This window comes from Brevibacillus sp. NPDC058079, from assembly GCF_042885155.1.
Lineage (GTDB): Bacteria > Bacillota > Bacilli > Brevibacillales > Brevibacillaceae > Brevibacillus.
In genome coordinates this window covers 83,809-103,440 of sequence record NZ_JBHVSO010000012.1, presented here as the reverse complement: position 1 = coordinate 103,440, position 19,632 = coordinate 83,809, and the positions used below count along the sequence as shown (strand labels likewise).

18 protein-coding genes, 1 pseudogene and 1 other annotated feature are annotated in these 19,632 nt (G+C 48.1%); of the genes and pseudogenes, 13 read left to right on the top strand and 6 right to left on the bottom strand.

All coding sequences use genetic code 11. The features are described from left to right. Nucleotides 1–42: 42 nt before the first annotated feature. The 3 genes from ACFVS2_RS27955 to ACFVS2_RS27945 form a co-directional block, all read right to left on the bottom strand. Complete coding sequence (locus tag ACFVS2_RS27955) at nucleotides 43–489, bottom strand: GNAT family N-acetyltransferase (protein ID WP_390239606.1); 447 nt, start codon at nucleotides 487–489, stop codon at nucleotides 43–45. Next, nucleotides 486–1,703, bottom strand: coding sequence for an MFS transporter (locus tag ACFVS2_RS27950; RefSeq protein ID WP_173620643.1), 1,218 nt, complete (start codon nucleotides 1,701–1,703; stop codon nucleotides 486–488). Before ACFVS2_RS27950 ends, ACFVS2_RS27955 begins: the two co-directional genes overlap by 4 nt. A 105-nt stretch (nucleotides 1,704–1,808) precedes the next feature. Next, nucleotides 1,809–2,357, bottom strand: coding sequence for a TetR/AcrR family transcriptional regulator (locus ACFVS2_RS27945; RefSeq protein ID WP_173620644.1), 549 nt, complete (start codon nucleotides 2,355–2,357; stop codon nucleotides 1,809–1,811). 214 nt (nucleotides 2,358–2,571) lie between these two features. Between ACFVS2_RS27945 and ACFVS2_RS27940 the strand changes: the two genes are divergently transcribed. From ACFVS2_RS27940 to leuS, 9 genes and pseudogenes are all read left to right on the top strand, one after another. After that, nucleotides 2,572–3,096, top strand: coding sequence for a YqeG family HAD IIIA-type phosphatase (locus ACFVS2_RS27940; protein WP_173620645.1), 525 nt, complete (start codon nucleotides 2,572–2,574; stop codon nucleotides 3,094–3,096). Further along, nucleotides 3,093–4,214 carry a ribosome biogenesis GTPase YqeH gene (yqeH, locus tag ACFVS2_RS27935; protein WP_390239605.1) on the top strand — a complete coding sequence of 374 codons (1,122 nt, stop codon included), beginning with the start codon at nucleotides 3,093–3,095 and terminating at the stop codon, nucleotides 4,212–4,214. Before ACFVS2_RS27940 ends, yqeH begins: the two co-directional genes overlap by 4 nt. Before the next feature lie 75 nt (nucleotides 4,215–4,289). Beyond that, nucleotides 4,290–5,141 carry a shikimate dehydrogenase gene (locus tag ACFVS2_RS27930; RefSeq protein WP_390239604.1) on the top strand — a complete coding sequence of 284 codons (852 nt, stop codon included), beginning with the start codon at nucleotides 4,290–4,292 and terminating at the stop codon, nucleotides 5,139–5,141. 29 nt (nucleotides 5,142–5,170) lie between these two features. Then, on the top strand, nucleotides 5,171–5,461 hold the full coding sequence (gene yhbY, locus ACFVS2_RS27925) for a ribosome assembly RNA-binding protein YhbY (protein ID WP_007727776.1): 291 nt from the start codon (nucleotides 5,171–5,173) through the stop codon (nucleotides 5,459–5,461). A 14-nt stretch (nucleotides 5,462–5,475) separates the two neighbouring features. Beyond that, nucleotides 5,476–5,985 (top strand): annotated as a pseudogene (locus ACFVS2_RS27920) (nicotinate-nucleotide adenylyltransferase); the annotation flags it as partial. Between the two features lie 66 nt (nucleotides 5,986–6,051). Next, nucleotides 6,052–6,642, top strand: a complete 591-nt coding sequence (gene yqeK / locus ACFVS2_RS27915; protein WP_007727774.1) for a bis(5'-nucleosyl)-tetraphosphatase (symmetrical) YqeK — start codon at nucleotides 6,052–6,054, stop codon at nucleotides 6,640–6,642. Beyond that, nucleotides 6,642–6,998: a ribosome silencing factor gene (gene rsfS / locus ACFVS2_RS27910; protein ID WP_007727773.1), complete on the top strand. Its 357-nt coding sequence runs from the start codon at nucleotides 6,642–6,644 to the stop codon at nucleotides 6,996–6,998. The genes yqeK and rsfS overlap by 1 nt, the downstream gene beginning before the upstream one ends. Before the next feature lie 6 nt (nucleotides 6,999–7,004). After that, on the top strand, nucleotides 7,005–7,754 hold the full coding sequence (locus ACFVS2_RS27905) for a class I SAM-dependent DNA methyltransferase (RefSeq protein ID WP_173620649.1): 750 nt from the start codon (nucleotides 7,005–7,007) through the stop codon (nucleotides 7,752–7,754). A 39-nt stretch (nucleotides 7,755–7,793) separates the two neighbouring features. After that, nucleotides 7,794–8,038: a binding site (T-box leader), on the top strand. A gap of 66 nt (nucleotides 8,039–8,104) precedes the next feature. Then, nucleotides 8,105–10,522: a leucine--tRNA ligase gene (gene leuS / locus ACFVS2_RS27900; RefSeq protein WP_390239603.1), complete on the top strand. Its 2,418-nt coding sequence runs from the start codon at nucleotides 8,105–8,107 to the stop codon at nucleotides 10,520–10,522. A 93-nt stretch (nucleotides 10,523–10,615) separates the two neighbouring features. Here the strand turns inward: leuS and comER are convergent, their stop codons facing one another. From comER to asnB, 3 genes are all read right to left on the bottom strand, one after another. After that, complete coding sequence (gene comER, locus ACFVS2_RS27895) at nucleotides 10,616–11,449, bottom strand: late competence protein ComER (RefSeq protein WP_390239602.1); 834 nt, start codon at nucleotides 11,447–11,449, stop codon at nucleotides 10,616–10,618. A gap of 74 nt (nucleotides 11,450–11,523) precedes the next feature. Further along, complete coding sequence (locus ACFVS2_RS27890; protein WP_390239601.1) at nucleotides 11,524–12,228, bottom strand: helix-hairpin-helix domain-containing protein; 705 nt, start codon at nucleotides 12,226–12,228, stop codon at nucleotides 11,524–11,526. A 119-nt stretch (nucleotides 12,229–12,347) separates the two neighbouring features. After that, nucleotides 12,348–14,273, bottom strand: coding sequence for an asparagine synthase (glutamine-hydrolyzing) (gene asnB, locus ACFVS2_RS27885; protein ID WP_390239600.1), 1,926 nt, complete (start codon nucleotides 14,271–14,273; stop codon nucleotides 12,348–12,350). 203 nt (nucleotides 14,274–14,476) lie between these two features. On the opposite strand from asnB, the gene ACFVS2_RS27880 reads away from it, so the two are divergent. From ACFVS2_RS27880 to holA, 4 genes are all read left to right on the top strand, one after another. Further along, nucleotides 14,477–16,879, top strand: coding sequence for a DNA internalization-related competence protein ComEC/Rec2 (locus ACFVS2_RS27880; RefSeq protein ID WP_390239663.1), 2,403 nt, complete (start codon nucleotides 14,477–14,479; stop codon nucleotides 16,877–16,879). 53 nt (nucleotides 16,880–16,932) lie between these two features. Next, a complete protein-coding gene (locus ACFVS2_RS27875) occupies nucleotides 16,933–17,478 on the top strand; it encodes an RNA polymerase sigma factor (protein ID WP_007727758.1) in 546 nt (181 codons plus the stop codon). Further along, nucleotides 17,478–18,335, top strand: coding sequence for an anti-sigma factor family protein (locus ACFVS2_RS27870; protein ID WP_390239599.1), 858 nt, complete (start codon nucleotides 17,478–17,480; stop codon nucleotides 18,333–18,335). The genes ACFVS2_RS27875 and ACFVS2_RS27870 overlap by 1 nt, the downstream gene beginning before the upstream one ends. Before the next feature lie 240 nt (nucleotides 18,336–18,575). Further along, on the top strand, nucleotides 18,576–19,613 hold the full coding sequence (gene holA / locus ACFVS2_RS27865) for a DNA polymerase III subunit delta (protein WP_390239598.1): 1,038 nt from the start codon (nucleotides 18,576–18,578) through the stop codon (nucleotides 19,611–19,613). Nucleotides 19,614–19,632: the final 19 nt, after the last annotated feature.

The following is a 19,632-nucleotide window of genomic DNA, read 5'->3' as shown; positions in this document are numbered from 1 at the left end:
GAGGCACCCCCTTCGTCAGTATCGACAGAGGGGGTGCCTTTTCTATTCATTTGTCAGGTTGAGGACCATCACTTCCTCCGGACCATCCATTTCGCCGTTTGAGGTAAAGCCGAACGACTCATACAGCGTCCGAGCGAACTCATTTTCAGGATGAATACTCAAGTAAATGCGTGTACATCGGTAGCGTTTGTGCATTTCATCAACGAGCATGCGCAGAAACTTTTTGGCGTACCCCTTACCCTGATAGCCAGCATCAATCATAAAGCGATCCAGCCAAATTCGACCATTCTCTACTTCGATTCCATGCATGGCATAACCGACAGCGATGTCCTTGTCATACAGACCGCATGATATCCATTCCGGTTCAAAACCTGATTGGGCGATGGAAAAAGCGTTGCTCTCGATGAAGGAATGTTGACCTTCCGTTACAGTCAAACAGGCAATTTGGCGCCAATTTTCTTTTGTAATTTCACGAATAGACAAGCTCAAAATTTCATCTCGCTTTCATTGGTGCTGAGACGGGCTGATTTGCTTGCTTTTAATTGGACAAAAAGTAAAATGCCGAAGCCAAGGATGGACGCTGCCACGATCAGGAGGACAGAGGATACAGGCAGTAAATCCGTCAAAATTCCCCCTGCGAGTGGGCCTGCAACCATTCCGATTCCGTGAAACATATTAAAGAGAGAGTATGCCGTGCCGTATGCGCCGCTTCCTCCTTGGTCAATGATGGCCCCCAACGTACCCAAGGTTGGCGATAAGGTAAAGCCAATACTAGCCCCGACCAAGGCCATTGCGAGCATTGCCTGCCAGAGGGAATCTGCCCACGCCAAAAATGGCAGAAACACAGCCAGCGTAATGATCCCGCCAAGCATGAGCTTATACGGATTCATACGGCTGGAAAGAGAGCCGGCAACTGGGGCGATCAGTCCGTAGGCGAGTGTCATGACCCCAAACAAAAGACCAATCGTTGTCGGTGTCATGCTGAGTTTCTCTGTAAAAAATACGGGCAACGTCGGTTCCAGCAAACAAAGGGAAATCTCAGCCAACAATACGATTCCAGCGATAAAGATGACTTGCGGATTTCGGATGAATCCACCGACATGAAGCTTTTCACTGACAGTTCTCGTCGTGTCTTCCTTCAAGAACAAGTAAACCAGCACAATATTGATCACGGTAAAGGCTGCTGCTGCCAGGAAAGGCATGCGATGGTCACTAATTTCAAACAACCATCCGCCAATCGGCGCTCCGAGCAATGTACCGGTCGAAATCGCCGTCAATGCAATTCCCATTACAGCTCCGCGCATTTTAGATGGGAACAAATCCGCCAAGAGGGCAAGGGCAGTTGGCCATGTAGCCGCAGCAGCAATACCTTGAACAAAACGAGCGGTAATCAACAAGGCCATTGTCTCAGAGAAAGCAAACAATAACGTGGAGGCGGCGAGACCGAGCAAGCCGATCAAAAGCATGGTCCGTCTGCCGATCCGATCGGATATCGGCCCGAAAATAGGGGTGGCAATGAGCATCGCGACCGCATAGCTGCTAAACAGCACGCCCATCATGGTGGAGGAGGGCGCAAGCTTTTCGGTAAAATAAGGAACAATCGGAATCAACAAGCTGTACAGCAGCATGTCGATAAAAAGGATCAGGATGACAAACAAAAGTCCTATTCGTTGTTGTTTGGTCATTTGTGTAAAAATGGACATAATGGAACACCTCTTAACTATAAAAACTATTTTTGTTTTATTGGTTTTCTTACAAAAACGATATCGTGGTCTTCCAAAGTTAGTGGAATGACCACGAGTCATGTGTTACCTTTTTTCCGTCGGCACCAATCCGAACAAGAGGACATCTACAATGGCGGAAAGCGCCTCTGAGACTGTAATCTGGTTTTTTGTATAAAAACGCAGATCAAGAGTGGAATTGAGGGCATCGACAATCACCTTCAACATGAGTGTAACGTTCATATTGACGATTTGTCCTTCTCGAATACCCTGTTCGATGAGTACGCGAAGCGTCTGCCAATCCTCGGATAAAGAAGCCTCGACTTGGGCATATTGCTCAGGATAATATCGCTTCATCTGTTCGAGGATGCGCAAATCATAAAATTCATAGTGTGTCGGTAAAACCATCATGACGCCTTTGATTTTATCGATAAGAGAGAGACTGTCGTCTGCGAGAATTTGCTGTGTTTTTTCATCGCCCTCTTCAAAGGACTGCTGAATGATTGTTTCCAGAATTTCTACCTTAGATGAGAAGTGCTCGTATAACGTGCGTTTGCTAATCCCGAGCCGCTTCGCCAAATCATCCATGGAAAATTTCATGCCTTTATCACGAATCTCTTCAATAAAACCTTTCATGATCCGGTTTTTAATTGCAATCGACCCCCAGCCAAAACAACGTAATAGAAAACTATAAAAACAAAAATAGTTTTCTTGGTAACGCTATTCTACACAGGATGCCAGAACAATGCAAGCAGTGATCATGCTTTTTGTTTTGCAACCAAGTGGTCGATTATGGTATAGTAGGTGCCGAAATCGCGGTTGATTGCTTCACATCATTTGGAGGTGCCCCGTGTTTTTAGAGAAGCTGATGCCTAGTCAGTTCGTCGAATCAATCCATCACATTGACATAGATCAATTGAAACGAAATAACATCCGTGCGGTGATTACAGACTTGGATAATACCTTGGTGGAATGGGACAGGCCACATGCAACAGAGGAGGTCATCAACTGGCTTGCTCGCATGCATGAGGTAGGCATACAGGTCACTGTTGTCTCCAACAACAACAAGGAGCGTGTAGACCGCTTCTGTGCCCCATTAAATCTCGGGTTTATTTATGCGGCCAAAAAGCCGACAAACCGTGCCTTCTTACAGGCAGTGCGGCAGATGAATGTAACCATCGCTGAGACTGTTGTCATTGGCGATCAATTGTTTACCGATGTGCTGGGAGGAAATCGATTAGGATTTCATACGATCCTGGTTGTTCCTGTGGCCCAGACGGATGGTTTTTGGACGCGCTTTAATCGTCAGATGGAGCGTGTGGCCCTTATTTGGATGGAGAGGAAAGGAATGGTTTCGTGGAGGAGAAAAGCATGACGGAACAAATGCATGGCTCTTGTGCTGGATGTGGGATTGCCATTCAGACAGCAGATGCAAAAAAGCCTGGCTATGCACCTGAATCCGCGCTTGGCAGAAAGGTAATTATTTGCCAGCGTTGTTATCGCATCAAGCATTATAATGAAGTAGCTCCCGTAGGAATGGGCGATGACGACTTCCTCAAGATTTTGGATGGCATCGGTTCTACGGAGTCTCTTGTCGTAATGGTAGTCGATATTTTTGACTTCCAAGGCTCTTGGCTCAAGGGTTTGCCACGTTTTGTCGGGAAAAATCCGATTTTGCTCGTGGGTAACAAGGTCGATCTGCTGCCGAGAAACATCAACCTAAACCGGGTACGCAACTGGATGCAGCACGAAGCAAAAGAACGCGGACTGCGCCCAGAGGATGTCGTACTTATCAGCGCGCAAAAAGGACTTCATATCGATGAACTGTTGAATCGCATTGGAGAGCTGCGCAAAGGTCGAGATGTTTACATTGTCGGTGTGACAAACGTAGGAAAGTCGACCATGATCAACCGCATCTTGCATGACTACGGTGCAGCTGAGCTGGAGATTACGACTTCGCCATTCCCGGGTACGACACTGGACAAAATCGAGATTCCGCTCGAGGATGGCCGCTCTATTTTTGATACGCCGGGAATCATTAATCGTGACCAGATTGGACATATGGTATCCCCGACTGATCTGAGAAAGATTACCCCGACCAGCCGGATCAACTCCAAGGTGTATCAGCTCGATAATGGACAATCACTCTTTTTGGGTGGTTTAGCCCGTATCGACTTCGTACGCGGAGAGAGACAGCCGTTAATCGTCTATGCGGATAACGACTTGTACATTCATCGGACGAAGCTGGAAAAAGCGGATGAAGTGATGGAGAAGCATCACGGAACCTTGCTGGTACCGCCAACAGGAGAGGAAGCTGCGAAAGCACTTCCACCATTTGTGAAGCACACCTTTAAAATCAACAAGTCCACCATGACGACTGACATCGTAATTTCCGGTTTGGGCTGGGTCAGCATCCAAGGAAAACACGAAGCGAGTGTTGTCGTGCATGCACCTAAAGGCGTAAGTGTTGGGATGCGCAAAGGGCTGATCTAGCTTAAGCAAGAAAAGTCGAGTTAGCCTTGCCCCTTGCCATATGCTATAGAGAGACGTCCGGGGAGGAAAAGCTCCATGATTACAAGCAAAACAAAACTGGTTGGCCTGTTTGGACATCCAGTTTCCCACTCGCAATCACCGATGATGCACAATACAGCTTTTTCAGAGACCGGGTTGGGATTTGCCTATGCTGCGTTCGATGTTGAACCGGAAAATCTGGAAGATGCAGTCGCGGGTATTCGCGCCTTAGGCTTGAAAGGGATTAACGTCACGATCCCGCACAAGGTCGCTATCATGCCGATGCTGGATGAAATCGATCCGCTTGCCAAACGAATCGGGGCTGTCAATACCGTCGTTTCTCGTGATGGACGCTTGATTGGCTACAACACAGATGGTATGGGCTATGTTCGTTCGCTTGTGGAAGAGACGGGAATTGTTCTTGAAAAGCAAGTGGTAACCATGGTAGGGGCTGGAGGCGCTGCGCGTGCAGTGGCGTTTACCTTGGCTGAACAAGGAGTCAAGGAAATTCGCATCATCAATCGTTCCCGGGAAAGAGCCGCAGTATTGGCTGAGCATGTCGGGACGATTGTACCTACGAAAATCGTAGAACAGGGCGAAGGGGCAGCTGCCATCGCAGACTCTTCGCTGTTGATCAATACGACATCGATCGGAATGCTGCCAAACGTACAGGAGACACCTGTGCCAGCACAATGGCTTCATTCTGGTTTAACCGTTAGCGATCTGATTTATAACCCGCTCGAAACGCGTCTGCTCAAAGAAGCGCGTGCCATCGGTGCCACTGTTCATTCCGGAATCGGCATGTTCGTGAATCAAGGTGCACTAGCTTTCGAGCTGTGGACGGGCGAACGAGCACCAACTGGGGTTATGCGTGAGGTCGTCTTGCAACAATTAAAGAAAACAACCTGATTGGCAGGATGTAAAAGGAGGCATTGCCGATGTTGACTGGCAAGCAAAAGCGCTTTTTGCGCGCAGAAGCACATCATCTCACCCCCATTTTCCAAGTAGGAAAAGGCGGCGTAAACGAAAACATGATCACTCAGATCAAAGAAGCGTTGGAAGTACGTGAATTGATCAAGGTAGCGATCTTACAAAACAATAATGACGATAAACATCAAGTGGCAGAAGATCTGGCAGCAGGTGCTGGAGCAGAGCTTGTGCAATTGATTGGCCATACGGTTGTCTTGTACAAAGAGTCCCGGGAGAACAAGACGATCAAGCTGCCATAAGTGACCTACATGCGATGAGACAGCCAATCAAGCAAGTAGGGATCATGGGAGGAACGTTTGACCCGATACATTGCGGGCACTTGCTGGCGGCAGAACAAGCCAGAGAGCAAGCGGGCCTGGATGAGGTCTGGTTTATGCCTACACACGTTCCACCGCACAAAAAGAGAGAGAGTCTGACGCTGGCGCATCACCGCTTGCAAATGGTTCAGATTGCCGTGTCTGATCACGAGGTCTTTCGTGTAACAGATGTAGAGTTTGCAAGAGAAGGTCCATCGTACACCTATGACACGATGGTTCAGCTCGTCAGGCAGTTCCCGGATTGCCGGTTTTCCTTTATCATGGGAGGAGATATGGTAAAAATCTTGCCCAAATGGTACCAGTACCAAGAGCTGATTCATATGGTACGCTTTATAGGTCTAGCGAGGCCAGGAACCGAACTGGACCTGAAATCGAGCGAGGACGTCACATTTGTGGAGATGCCTGCTTGGGACATTTCCTCCACGATGATTCGCGAGAAGGCAGCTACCAGGAAAAGCATCCGTTATCTTGTACCTGATGCCGTGGAGCGCTATATAAGGAGAACCGAATCTATGAGACTTTTGGATAATCGGGAAGAGCTTCTCGTTCGCGTACGGCAACAAATGCATGAAAAACGCTACAATCACACGCTAGGGGTGGCTGCGTCGGCTCGCGAGTTGGCTGAGAGATTCGGGGCTGATCCTGACAAAGCCGAGCTTGCTGGACTGTTGCACGATTACTGTAAGTGCTGGCCTGTGGAAAAAATGTTCGAGATTCTCGTTCGCCACGATATGCCTACAGAGCTTTTGGAAGGGGAAAAAGAGCTGTGGCACGCCTTTGCAGCTGCTATTGTGATCCAGACTGATCTAGGTGTAACGGATGCAGATATTTTACAAGCTGTTCGCTACCATACAACGGGTCGGGCTGGCATGTCCCTGTTAGAAAAAGTAGTCTGTGTGGCAGACTATATAGAACCAAACCGGGTTTACCCTGGTGTTGATTTTATTCGCGCCAAAGCCATGCATGATTTGGATGCCGCCCTGGCGCTCGCCTTGGGAGGCACGATTCAATTTTTGATAGAGAAGCAAAAGACGGTTTTCCCGTTGACATTGACTGCATATAACGATTTGGTTTCCCGCAAAGGGAGAGAAGGAGGGTTTTAGTGGTTAAAACAGTAGAAGATTTGGCACAGTTGGTTGTGAAGGCAGTAGAGGACAAGAAAGCAGAGAACTTGAAGGTGCTCGATATTAAAAAGCTGTCCGTGATCGCAGACTATTTCATGATTTGCCACGGAAACAACGAGCGTCAAGTACAGGCAATTGTTCGCGAAATCCGTGATCAAGCCCACAAAAACGGCTATGACGTCCGCGGTATCGAGGGAGCGGATGAAGGTCGCTGGGTACTGGTTGATCTGGGCGATATCGTTATTCACGTTTTCCATCGCGAAGATCGCGAGTTTTACAACCTGGAGCGCCTGTGGAAGGACGCAGAGGAAGTTTCCTTCAGCGCGCAAGGGTAAGGACAAATGGCATACGCACATATGGCCGCTGTATATGACAGGCTGATGGCGGATACTCCTTATGACCAGTGGCTCGATTGGGTCGAGCGTCATTGGACAAAGGGAGAGAAGCCTGTGCGGGTCATTGATCTTGGCTGTGGGACTGGCACGATTGCGATCCCACTCGCCAAGCGGGGATACCGTGTTACTGGAGTGGATCTCTCGACAGAAATGCTTGCGATCGCCTATGATAAAATGAGGCAGGAGCAAGTAGAAGTAGCGTGGGTGGAGCAGGATATGCGGGAGCTGTCCTTGCCCGAAGCGGATGCGGTCATCTCCTTGTGCGATTCATTGAGCTATCTTACAGAGGAAGCGGATGTGCAGGAAACGTTCAAGCGCGTTTTCGCTCATCTCGCGCCTGGTGGGAGCTTTCTGTTTGATGTGCACAGTCCGTACAAGATGCTGCACATTTTCGGAGACGAGACGTTCACACATGTAGAAGATGAAGTTTCGTACATTTGGCAATGTTTTTGCGACCCGCTGCGACTGGAGGTAGAGCATCAGTTAACGTTTTTCATTCGTCAGCCAAACGGATTGTACGAGCGGATGGAAGAAGAGCATTGGCAACGGGCTTACCAGCCTGTCCAACTGATGCGCTGGCTGACAGATGCTGGCTTCACAGACATTGTCATCACCGCTGATTACTCGGATATGCCGCCACAAGAAGCGAGTGAGCGCCTATTTTTTTCAGCCCGCAAGCCGAAAAGTTTGACATGATTGGTTCGGATTGACTATAATGGCGTTATAACTACAGATTTCGACGCGTTTAAGAGGAATAGTAGGAATTGGATTCGAGCATTCACAGAGAGTTGACGGATGGTGCAAGTCAACCCGGATCTATCTGAACTCACCTCCCAGCACTTGCCCCCAAGGTCATTCAAGCAATGACTGCGTAAGGGTGAGCGGCTTATCCTCGATACGGATGAAACAAGTGGGTGAATGCTTAGCATTTGCCAATCTGGGTGGTACCGCGGGAATGTAAACAACCTCTCGTCCCTTTCGCAAAAGCGATCTGGGATGTGAGGTTTTCTTTGTTTTCACCTATTTTAAGATGGGAGTGCTTTACCATGGTATTCAGTCATCAAAATGTCGAAAAGAAGTGGCAGCAATATTGGGAGCAGAACAAGACCTTCAAAACCTCCGAGGATGAGGGAAAGAAAAAGTTTTACGCACTCGACATGTTCCCGTATCCATCTGGAGCTGGCCTGCACGTAGGACATCCGGAAGGCTACACGGCTACTGATATATTATCCCGCATGAAGCGGATGCAAGGATATAACGTTCTCCATCCAATGGGTTGGGATGCGTTTGGTTTGCCTGCGGAGCAATACGCGCTCGATACAGGAAACGATCCGGCGGAATTTACCGAGCACAATATCAACACGTTCCGTCGCCAAATTAAGTCACTCGGATTTTCCTATGACTGGGATCGCGAAATCAATACGACCGATCCGCATTACTATAAGTGGACACAATGGATTTTTACGAAGCTGTATGAGCACGGCTTGGCTTATATTGACGAGGTAGCTGTAAACTGGTGCCCTGCTTTGGGAACGGTTTTGGCGAACGAAGAAGTCATTGACGGAAAAAGTGAGCGTGGCGGACACCCGGTAGAACGCCGCCCAATGAAGCAATGGGTCTTGAAAATTACTGCGTATGCGGAAAGACTGCTTGCTGACCTGGATGAACTGGATTGGCCAGAAAGTATCAAGGAAATGCAACGCAACTGGATCGGTCGTTCTGAAGGGGCAGAAGTAACCTTTGGAATCGAAGGTCATGACGAATCCTTCACCGTCTTTACGACTCGTCCAGACACTCTCTACGGGGCAACCTATGCGGTACTGGCTCCTGAGCACAAGCTGGTTGAGCAAATTACCGTACCAGCTCAAAAAGAAGCAGTGGAAGCGTACCTGGATCAAGCGAAGCACAAGAGCGATCTGGAACGTACCGATCTGGCGAAAGAAAAGACAGGAGTCTTTACCGGAGCATATGCGATCAACCCGGTAAACGGCGAGCGTCTGCCAATCTGGATTGCAGATTATGTGCTGATCAGCTACGGAACAGGCTCTATCATGGCGGTACCAGCGCACGATGAACGCGACTATGAGTTCGCGAAAACATTCGATCTGCCAATCCAGCAAGTAATCGCTGGTGGAGATATCTCCAAAGAAGCGTATGCAGGCGACGGAGAGCACATCAACTCCGGCATGCTCGATGGTTTGAACAAAGAAGAGGCTGTCAGCAAAATGATCGAGTGGCTGGAAGCGGAAGGCAAAGGAAATCGCAAGGTAACGTACCGTCTGCGCGACTGGCTGTTCAGCCGTCAACGCTACTGGGGTGAGCCAATTCCGATTCTCCATCTGGAAGACGGCACGATGAAAGTCGTTCCAGAATCCGAACTGCCAATCATGTTGCCAAAAACAAAAGAAATCAAACCATCCGGTACAGGTGAATCGCCACTGGCAAACATCGCGGAGTGGGTAAACACTGTCGATCCGGAAACAGGCATGAAAGCACGTCGTGAGACAAACACGATGCCACAATGGGCGGGTAGCTGCTGGTACTTCCTGCGCTTCATCGATCCACACAATGACAAGGCATTGGCTGATCCAGACAAACTGAAAGAATGGCTGCCAATCGACATTTACATTGGTGGTGCAGAACATGCGGTACTGCACTTGCTGTACTCTCGTTTCTGGCACAAGTTCCTGTACGATATCGGTGTCGTACCAACCAAGGAACCATTCCAAAAGCTGTTTAACCAAGGGATGATCCTGGGTGAAAACAACGAGAAAATGAGTAAGTCCAAAGGCAACGTCGTAAACCCAGACGATATCATCACCAGCCATGGTGCCGACACACTGCGCATGTACGAAATGTTCATGGGACCATTGGATGCTTCGATCGCTTGGTCGACAAAAGGCTTGGATGGCGCACGCCGCTTCCTGGATCGCGTATATCGTTTGTTTGTGGGTGACAACGGTGAGCTGAACGAAAAAATCGTGGAAACCTCCAACGTGGCTGGCATGGAGCGCGTGTACCATCAAACGGTGAAAAAAGTAACAGAAGACTATGAGGGCCTGCGTTTCAATACAGGTATCTCTCAGTTGATGGTATTCGTAAACGAAGCGTACAAAGCAGAAGTTCTGCCGAAGAATTTCATGGAGGACTTTGTAAAAATGCTGTCTCCAATCGCTCCGCACTTGGGAGAAGAGCTGTGGGAAAAACTGGGCCACAGCGAGAGTCTGGCATACGCAGCATGGCCTACGCATGACGAAGCGAAGCTGGTTGAAGACGAGGTAGAAATCGTCCTGCAAATTAACGGCAAAAACAAAGAAAAGCTGCTCATCGCATCTGATTCGACGAAAGAACTGATGGAAGAGATGGCGAAAAACAACGAGATGATTAAAGAACTGATCGAAGGAAAAACGATCGTCAAAGTCATCGCTGTTCCAGGCAAACTGGTGAATATCGTCGTTCGTTAAGAAAAGGACGTTAAGAAATGAGAAGAGGAGTGGAGCCTGTGAGTGACAGGTATCCACTCCTTTTTTTGTAAATCAACGCTTCTTCGTTTTGCACTAATGCGGCTGATTATTTAAATTTCGTGCAACCAGTTCCTGGTCCTCGGCAAACTTCGCTTGTGTGCGACGAAATACTTGGGCGAAAAGACCGGGAATACCGTCTTGCAAAGGAATTAGTCCTTGCCCAGTAATTCCTCCGGGCACGCAGACTCTCTTTTGCAGAGTAGGGAGGGTGAACGCTTCTTCGCGTAAAAGATCTGCGATCCCAATTAGCATTTGCGTAGTCATGTAGGTAGCAGCTTCTGCGGAAATGCCAGTTTCTTCAACAGCTTCTTGAATCATTTGCTGCAAAATATAGCTGATGAACGCTGGCCCACAACTGACAATGTCAGAAGTAATTCGTAAAAAGGGCTCTGAAATCTCAATAGGGGAGCTAATGTGGGCAAACAGACTTCGTATAAAATGACGTTGTTCCTCTTGGATTCGTGACCCGAATTCACATAAGCTGACACCACTCATGACGGCATTTGTTATAGAAGGAACGACTCTTGCAACCGCACAAGGAACGTGAGACTCCAAATCCGCAAGCTTGATCGGACTGGTGATCGTAATCAGTAGGTGGTCTTGCGTTAAGGCAGGAGCAATTTGTTCGAGCATCACGCTATATTCCAGTGGCTTGACGCACAGCACGATCGTTGTAGCTTCTTTGACCAAATCGGCATTGCTGTGCGCGACAATGAGCCCGGGATGTTTTTCTGCCAGTTGCTGCGCCTTCGAAAGGGTTCTGTTGCTGATAATGACATGACCAGGAGTCAGCGCCTTGGCTGACAGTAATGATTCAATCAAGATACTGCCCATGCTGCCCGTACCAATGAACCCAATTTTATTCATGGGCATACCTCCCTCCGATATTCTTTTCCCATTCTATGTAGGAGTGTCTATGATCATGACCGGATGCTGAGCACTCATTGTATCAACAGCAGATCCTTTATCCGTGCAAACATCTTCTCGCCAATTCCCTCAATCTGTTTCAGGTCATCCGCTGAACGAAATGGTCCTTGTTTTGACCGGTAATCCACGATTGCCTTGGCACGAGCTTCTCCAATCCCGGGAAGGCTCATGAGCTGTTCGACAGTTGCCGTGTTGAGATTAATCCCTGAGGAGGCACCAGTGGTGGATACGCTGGTAGTAGATTGTACAAGGCCAATGGATGCGGAAACTGGCGCGGCTGCCCCTTTAGCCGGGATGACAAGAGCAGCTCCATCTGTGAGCGGCGCTGCCAAATTAATCTGGACAAGGTCAGCATCAGGTAATGCTCCTCCTGCTTTTTCGATGGCATTTGCGACACGGGTACCTGGTTCGAATTGGTATAAACCGGGACTTTTCACTTGCCCTTTCACATCGACATAGAGAGGAGTGGGGGGTGATTCCTTTTCTTTCTCTTTTTCAGGTGTCGTTTTTACAGGTTTGGCAGGTTGAGCAGTTGTTGAATCATCTGTCCGTTCTTTTGTTTCAACATTCGATGCAGCATAAGCAGGAGCATGCAACGGTAGTTCGTCAGTCTTATGCGATTGGTCGCGTTGATAGAGCAGATAGCTACAACCGACAAACAGAGCAGCCGCAGTCAGCAAGATGAAACGACGATAACGCTCCCACCACTCCAGCACCATAACAAAAAACCCTCCCGTCCTTCACATAGTGATACGTTCATAGAGTGAACTTGTTCTCTATCAACGATGCTACGAAAAGTAAGAGAGGGTCTGCAAATCTATTTATTGCGTTTTCGCTGTTAGCCGATATGCAGCAGCGAATTTTTTTTGCGGCGAAGGTCTACATTCGGGCTGACATAAGGCTCAAAATTTTGCTTTTGCTCAATGAAGATTTGATGCCACAGCATGAAGACTAGGATCGTCCAGATTTTGCGACTGTAATCCGCATTGCCTTCGCGGTGTTCATCGAGCATGTACAGCACATAGGCCTTATTGATCAAATTATCCACCTTGGATTCGAAAATGATCTCTTTTGCCCATTTGTAAAATTCGTTTTTGAGCCAATGACGAGTTGGAACAGGGAAGCCCAGCTTCTTTCTCGTTTGGATCTCAGGTGGTAAGAAGTCTTTCATTGCTTCACGAAGCACGTGCTTGGTCGTGCCGTTGGCAATTTTGTACTTCGTTGGAATGGTAGCGGCGAATTCAAATACCTTCAGATCAATGAAAGGCACTCGCAGCTCCAAAGAATTGGCCATCGTCATCTTGTCGGCCTTCATCAAAATGTTGCCTCTGAGCCAAGTGTGAATGTCCAAGTATTGCATCTTGGTCACATCGTCATATTCGGAAGCACGTTTGTAAATATCTTCTGTAATGGTGAAAGGAGATACATACGCTTCCGAACGGGTAATATCTTCCATGACGACACGCTTTTTCATCTCTTCGCTGAAAATCAGTGCGTTTCCGAAAAAGCGTTGCTCAACCGTTTTCGATCCGCGGATAAGGAAGTTTTTCCCTTTTACCTGATCAGGGAGGCGTTCAGCCATGTATCCGATGGATTGGCGCATCCAGCCAGGCATCCCGGAAAACATTTTGAGTGAATTTGGCTCTCTGTAAATATTGTATCCGCCAAAAAATTCATCTGCACCTTCACCGGACAATACAACGGTCACGTGTTCACTCGCCATCTGCGCTACGAAATAGAGCAGGATGGCAGATGGGTCCGCTACCGGTTCATCTTGATGCCAGATCAGTCGCGGCAATTCATCCATGTACTGTTTGGCGTTTATCACGCGCTCGAAATGCTCCGATCCCAAATATCCGGCGGTTCGCTTTGCATAATCGAGCTCGCTGTAACCAGGAATATCTGAGCCGACAGAAAAAGATTTGACTGGCTCGAATGTGCGCAACATCCCAACGATACTGCTAGAGTCAACACCACTAGACAAGAAGGCTCCACGCGAAACCTCGCTAATCCGGTGTTTGTCGACAGATTCGAGCATGACACTGCGCGTACCCTCAACAAAATAAGAGAACGGTTTGCTTTCATCAGGCTTGAATTCTACATCCCAGTACCTTTCCAGCTTGATCTGGTCGTTTTCAATCACGAACGAGTGCGCAGGGGGTATACGGTAAATACCAGCAAACATCGTATCAGGATCAGGTACATATTGGAACGTCAAATAGTGATAAAAAGCGGTTGGATTCACTTCGCGCTTGAATCCTGGTATCTCCAGCAAGCTTTTAATCTCGCTGGCAACCCCGATCGAATCATTCGTCTCGACATAGTAGAGCGGCTTGATTCCAAAATGGTCGCGTGCCCCAAACAGACGTTTTTTACGGGAGTCGTAGATCGTAAAGCCAAACATCCCGCGCAAATGCTTAGGTGCATCTGTTCCTACCTCTTCATAAAGGTGGAGGATGGTTTCAATATCAGAATCGGTATGGAAAACGTGACCGATGTCCTTTAACCATTGCTGTAACTCTTTGTAATTGTAGATTTCACCGTTACCAATAATCCAGATGTCACGTGTTTCGTTATACAGCGGTTGATGTCCGCCTTCCACGTCAATGATGCTTAAACGACGAAAGCCCAGGGCGATGTTGTCTTCAAGGTGAAAACCATCGTCATCTGGACCACGGTGCAGGATGACACCCGTCATTGCACTAATCGCTTCTTGTTGAACAGGCATTTGCCGCTTGTTATAGAGTGATACGATTCCGCACATAAGAAATGACTCTTCCTCTCACTGGATTGCTCCTGCTAACTCTATCATGTATCGACCATCAGCGCAATCTCTTATGAGTGCCAGTGATTGACCTCAAAACGCTGATTCCACAAGGGAATTAGCCTTTCTTCTCTTCTATTTTTGTCCCCATTCAGTTAGATATACTCCCCTAGGAGACCATGAATCGTTCGACAAAACGTCTCATGAAAGAACAGGACGGGGGGATTGCAGTGTCAGTATGGATAGCAAGTCTAGCGATGATGATCGGCCTCATATTCTCCGCCTATTTGCATCCTGCTTGGCTCCTGTTGGCTGCAGGCGTATCATGGGCACTCGTTGCATGTATCCGGTTACCTTACCGCAAATACGTTGCATGCTACTCACTGATTTCTATTCTAGCAGGCCTCTTTTTTTATGGGTACGAGAATCTCTACAGCTCTGAAGTGAAACCATTGGCAGAAAGGGAGCAGAGGATCTGGATAGAAGGTGTCATTGATTCACCTGTGAGACGGGATGGGGATGTAGCGCGATTTTTTGTCACAATAACATCTTGGGGTGAAAATCAGTCTGATCAGCAAGAGCATCGGTCTATCGAAAAAATTGCGCTTCGTGTTAAGCTTGCTTCTTTCCAAGAAGCATCACAAATAGAGCAGTGGAGACGTGGCAGTGTGATCGTGGCTCCGATCCGACTATCCTTACCAGGTACTGCGCGCAATCCTCATGCCTTCGACTACGCCAGCTATTTGTATCGGCAAGGTGTCCATGTCACAGGAGAAACAAGCTATCAAGCGGTTGATATGACACCTGCTTTTTCCGTGTCGGCGAGCTTTCAAGAATGGCAAGACTCCGGTGCCAAGAGAATTGAATCATTATTTACAGATGTAGAAACAGCGGGTTACATGAAGTCGCTGCTGCTTGGTCTTGGACAAGAGGTAAATCCTGAGCTTGCGTCGATGTATTCGAATTTGGGCTTAAGCCATATCCTCGCGATTTCTGGTTTGCATGTGACATTGGTTAGCTCCATGTTTATGTGGTGTTTGGAACGGATTGGAATCAGACGTAGACTTGCATTTGTCGTAACGATTTTGTTCTTGATTGGGTATGTACTCCTGGTGGGAGCCAGCGCGTCCGCGATCCGATCCGGGCTGATGGGGAGTGTGGGTCTTCTCTGTCAGGTATTTGGAAAGAGGTTGGACGGCAAGGACGTTTGGGCAGGTGCACTCATTCTGATGCTGGTGGTGAATCCCTATCAGCTGTGGCATGTCGGTTTTCAGCTTTCCTTTGCGGTGACACTTGGTCTGATTATTTTTGTGCCTTACAGCTTGCATGTGTTTGTGCGAGTACCCGTCTGGATTCGTACTCTCGTGGCGGTTACTTTGTCAGCCCAGCTCGTTTCTTTTCCGTTTCTCATCTACCATTTTCATTTATTTTCACCTGTGTCTTGGCTGGTCAATTTGGTGGTGACACCGATTCTCTCGGCTATAGCGCTACCGTTCGGGTATATCGCGATTGTCCTCGATTTCGTCCATCCATTTTTGGCGGTGATCCCTGTTTGGGTATCGACGGCTATGCTGAAATGGATTCATCTCCCACTGTTTGCTATTGAAAAAATGAGGCTCCCCTTCACATATTGGCCGCATCCTTCGTGGTGGTGGCTTGTTTCGTATACCTGCTTTTTAAGTGTTCTACCCATTTCATGGAAGTTGGGCTATCATCGAAAGCGTGATATAATGCTTACTTTCGTTATATTTCTGTTGTTCATTGTAGCGGCCAGACAGCCGTTTTCCGGAGTCGAAGAAGTGCGAATTACCTTCCTTGATGTCGGACAAGGGGATTCCATCGTTGTCGAAATTGGTGATCAGAAGGTATACTTAATGGATGCGGGTGGGACAATGCGGTTCCCAGCTGCTGAACCATGGATGGAAAAGCGTGACCCATTTGAGGTGGGGAAAGACGTCGTTCTGCCGTTTCTGATGGCCAGAGGAATCGAGAAAATCGATCGTGTCATCATGACGCATGGCGATCTGGATCACATCGGGGGAGTAAAATCGATCATTCCTCATTTTTCTTTTGGAGAGGTATTAGTGAATGGAACAGCACCTTCCAAATTAGAGGGCGAGATTGTCCAGCTCTTCCAACAAGAAGGGGTTCCGATTTTAACTGGGCTCCCAGGTCAATCTTGGTCAGATGGGCCGGGAATCGAGTGGAAGTGGCTGCACCCGGGTGAATCGACCTTCTCAGGAAATGATGCATCCGTAGTACTCCAGCTGACTGCTTTCAACAAGACTGTATTGTTTACGGGTGACATTGAAAAGGATGGGGAAAGTCAGCTTGTTCAAAACGGTTTGACTTCTGTGGATGTTTTGAAAGTAGCCCATCATGGAAGCAATACCTCGAGCACCGAAGAGCTCCTTGCAGTCACAGCACCAAAAGTTGCTGTAATCTCTGCTGGGGTGAAAAATCGGTACGGGCATCCATCGTCCGAAGTACTGCATCGATTAAAAAAAACGGGTTCCGCCGTGTACAGGACTGATGCTCATGGAGCGATTACGCTGGTTATTACACCCGCGGGATTATATTGGCAGGCCCAAATATTGGATACATAATCTGTTTGCAACTTTTTCAATGAGCGAACCGTCTGTAGGGGGGAGAAGAGAATATGCCAGAAGCAGAGTTGATCAGGATGGCGCAATCCGGGGATCATGACGCGCTAGTCGAACTGCTTCGATCTATTGAGACCTCCGTTTACCGAAGCGCTTATTACATTCTAGGGAACGAACAAGACGCGCTTGATGCTTCCCAGGAAGTCCTCATTCGAATTTATCGAAAGTTGGACACCTATCAGGAAAAAGCAAAGTTCTCAACCTGGGTACAACGTATTGTCAGCAACGTCTGTATGGATAAATTTCGCGCGAAGAAGGAAACGGTCTCAATTGACGAGCACGAGTTGATCATTCCTGATCGTAACAACGTAGAAGAAGAAATCCTTCTCACCGGGCTGTCGAATGACATCCAGGAAGCCATCGGAAGATTGCCAAAGCAATACCGGATGGTTGTAGTACTCCGCTATCTTGAGGATTTGTCCTATCAAGAAATAGCGGAGGCACTAGATTTGCCGCTTAACACGGTAAAGTCGTATTTATTTCGGGCTAGGCAACAGTTACAGGAGCTGTTATACGACTACCAGAAAGGGGGGATCGGTTGATGACCAACGAAGAGATTTTTGAACTCATGCAGCGGGATCTGGATGGAGATCTGTCGGAGTCAGAGCAGCAACTGCTCTATCGTATGATCCAGAAAGATGCTGATCTGCAGCTTATGTACAACCGTTTGAAAGATGTGTCACAACAATTAGAACATCTGCCCCCTGTCGTACCTCCGTTCAGCATCGTAGATTCTATCCTGCCCAAGCTGGAGTTAGCCGCTGCAAAGCCTGCTGCGGTGAAATCTGCGGTGAACGAGGAAATCCTGCCCACTCTGGAAGTTAAGCGCGAGTCGTCTTCGCTGCCGGAATCAAAAAAGTGGAAGCGGATGAAAGTGTGGATGGCAAGTCTTGGTAGTACGGCCGTCGCTGCCAGCTTATTGGTTGGCATGCTTTTCTCGGGCGGTGATGGTAAAAAGCAAGACGTCGATTCGTTCCAGAACGGAACGGACATGACGCCAGCGGCCGTGGAACAATCTAAAACGCCTGGGCCAGATACTCCCACTCCTCCAAGCAATAATCCAATATCATCGAATTCAAAAGAGGAAGAGGACAAGACAAAAAAGTCTACTGGATCGGCTACTCAGACGAAGAGTAAAAAGCCACCGGCAAAGAACGTTCAAAAGAAAACACCGCCACCGAAGAAAACGAATCCGACACAGCCACCAAAGAAAGCTGTACCTCCAACGCCAGTAATGACAGATGATCAACCATCGGGCTGGCCGATCGGACTGGAGGAGAATCCGGACAGAGAAGACAAAGAACCTGCTAATGACGATAAGGACGACGGCAGGGACAAGCAAGAGGAGAAAGACAAGGGAAAAAATAAAGAGAAGAAAAAAAATAAAGATAATGACTAACTTTTTCCGCGTATGGACCGGCACCGCTTGCGGGGATTTTGCGTATAGTACATTATCAAGCACCCCCTGCTTACCGTTTGGGGAGGAGGAATCCCGGGGCTTTTCCCTAAACGTTTACATAGAGGTGCCAACGGATGAAAAAACCGCTACCGATTCACTGGTGGCGGTTTTTTTTCGCTTTGCTCTGATCAACATGTGCTATAATAACGCAGGTAAGAAGAAGGAAAGGGGAGAAAACGTATGCCACTCCTATCGGCTATTCGCGAAATACGGCAAAAACAATTCTCGCCGATCTACGTCTTATACGGTCCGGAGTCTTTTCTGGCCGAAGATTTTTTGGCGTTGGCTCGTAAAGAAATGATTGATCCAGAATTTATGGATTTGAATATGAGCGTGTATGATTGTACCGAAACAGGATTGAGTGAAATTCTGCAGGATGCGGATACTTTGCCGTTTATGGGCGAGCATCGATTGGTGATTGCCAGACAAGCCTACTTTTTAACAGGAAGTAAGCCTTCAACTAAGGTAGAAAGCGACCCGGATGCTCTGCTCGATTATTTGCAAAATCCGCCTCCCTACACCACGCTTATTCTACATACAGAAGCTGACAAGCTCGATGAACGAAAAAAGCTGGTCAAAACGCTGCAGCAAAAGGCGAAAGTGATCCCTTTTCCGTTGCTAAAAGACGGAGATTTGTACGGTTGGGTAGAGCGGCAAGCGGGTAAATACGAGGCGAAAATCGATCGTCAGCAAGCCATGAAGCTTGTGGAGCGAGTCGGAGCCGAGCTGCGCCTTCTGAACAAGGAAATCGAAAAGATGGCCCTGTTTGTCGGGGTGGGTGAAAGCATCACGGACGAGGTCATTGAGCTGCTCGGAGCACGTACGCTGGAGCAGGATGTATTCGCGCTGATTGAACAGGTCGCTTCGGGGAGATTGGACAAGGCACTCAGGATGATGTATGACTGTATGAAAACAGGAGAGGAGCCGATCAAGCTGCTGGCTCTCTTGGCGAGGCAGTTCCGTATGCTGTTGCATGTGAAGCAATTGGCTCCGCGTGGTTATTCGCAGCAACAGATGGCAGGCATGATAAAAATGCATCCTTACGCGGTGAAAAAAGCAATGGAGCAAGCGCGTCATTTTTCTGAGGGGTCGTTGAAAAAACTGCTGGGCATTCTGGCGGAAGAAGATTTTCGGATGAAGTCAGGGCAAGTGGACAAGCGTCTCGCCCTCGAATTATTCATTGCACGTGCACATGACGAACGAACAAAACAGTCGTGACGATTTTCACAGAAAAAAA

Excerpts from the sequence above, each read along its gene's own strand:
- ACFVS2_RS27950 (WP_173620643.1), bottom strand. The coding sequence starts at position 1,703 with ATGTCCATTTTTACACAAATGACCAAACAACAACGAATAGGACTTTTG.
- ACFVS2_RS27945 (WP_173620644.1), bottom strand. The coding sequence starts at position 2,357 with ATGAAAGGTTTTATTGAAGAGATTCGTGATAAAGGCATGAAATTTTCC.
- yqeH (WP_390239605.1), top strand. The coding sequence starts at position 3,093 with ATGACGGAACAAATGCATGGCTCTTGTGCTGGATGTGGGATTGCCATT.
- ACFVS2_RS27930 (WP_390239604.1), top strand. The coding sequence starts at position 4,290 with ATGATTACAAGCAAAACAAAACTGGTTGGCCTGTTTGGACATCCAGTT.
- yhbY (WP_007727776.1), top strand. The coding sequence starts at position 5,171 with ATGTTGACTGGCAAGCAAAAGCGCTTTTTGCGCGCAGAAGCACATCAT.
- yqeK (WP_007727774.1), top strand. The coding sequence starts at position 6,052 with ATGAGACTTTTGGATAATCGGGAAGAGCTTCTCGTTCGCGTACGGCAA.
- ACFVS2_RS27905 (WP_173620649.1), top strand. The coding sequence starts at position 7,005 with ATGGCATACGCACATATGGCCGCTGTATATGACAGGCTGATGGCGGAT.
- leuS (WP_390239603.1), top strand. The coding sequence starts at position 8,105 with ATGGTATTCAGTCATCAAAATGTCGAAAAGAAGTGGCAGCAATATTGG.
- comER (WP_390239602.1), bottom strand. The coding sequence starts at position 11,449 with ATGAATAAAATTGGGTTCATTGGTACGGGCAGCATGGGCAGTATCTTG.
- ACFVS2_RS27890 (WP_390239601.1), bottom strand. The coding sequence starts at position 12,228 with ATGGTGCTGGAGTGGTGGGAGCGTTATCGTCGTTTCATCTTGCTGACT.
- asnB (WP_390239600.1), bottom strand. The coding sequence starts at position 14,273 with ATGTGCGGAATCGTATCACTCTATAACAAGCGGCAAATGCCTGTTCAA.
- ACFVS2_RS27880 (WP_390239663.1), top strand. The coding sequence starts at position 14,477 with ATGAAAGAACAGGACGGGGGGATTGCAGTGTCAGTATGGATAGCAAGT.
- ACFVS2_RS27875 (WP_007727758.1), top strand. The coding sequence starts at position 16,933 with ATGCCAGAAGCAGAGTTGATCAGGATGGCGCAATCCGGGGATCATGAC.
- ACFVS2_RS27870 (WP_390239599.1), top strand. The coding sequence starts at position 17,478 with ATGACCAACGAAGAGATTTTTGAACTCATGCAGCGGGATCTGGATGGA.
- holA (WP_390239598.1), top strand. The coding sequence starts at position 18,576 with ATGCCACTCCTATCGGCTATTCGCGAAATACGGCAAAAACAATTCTCG.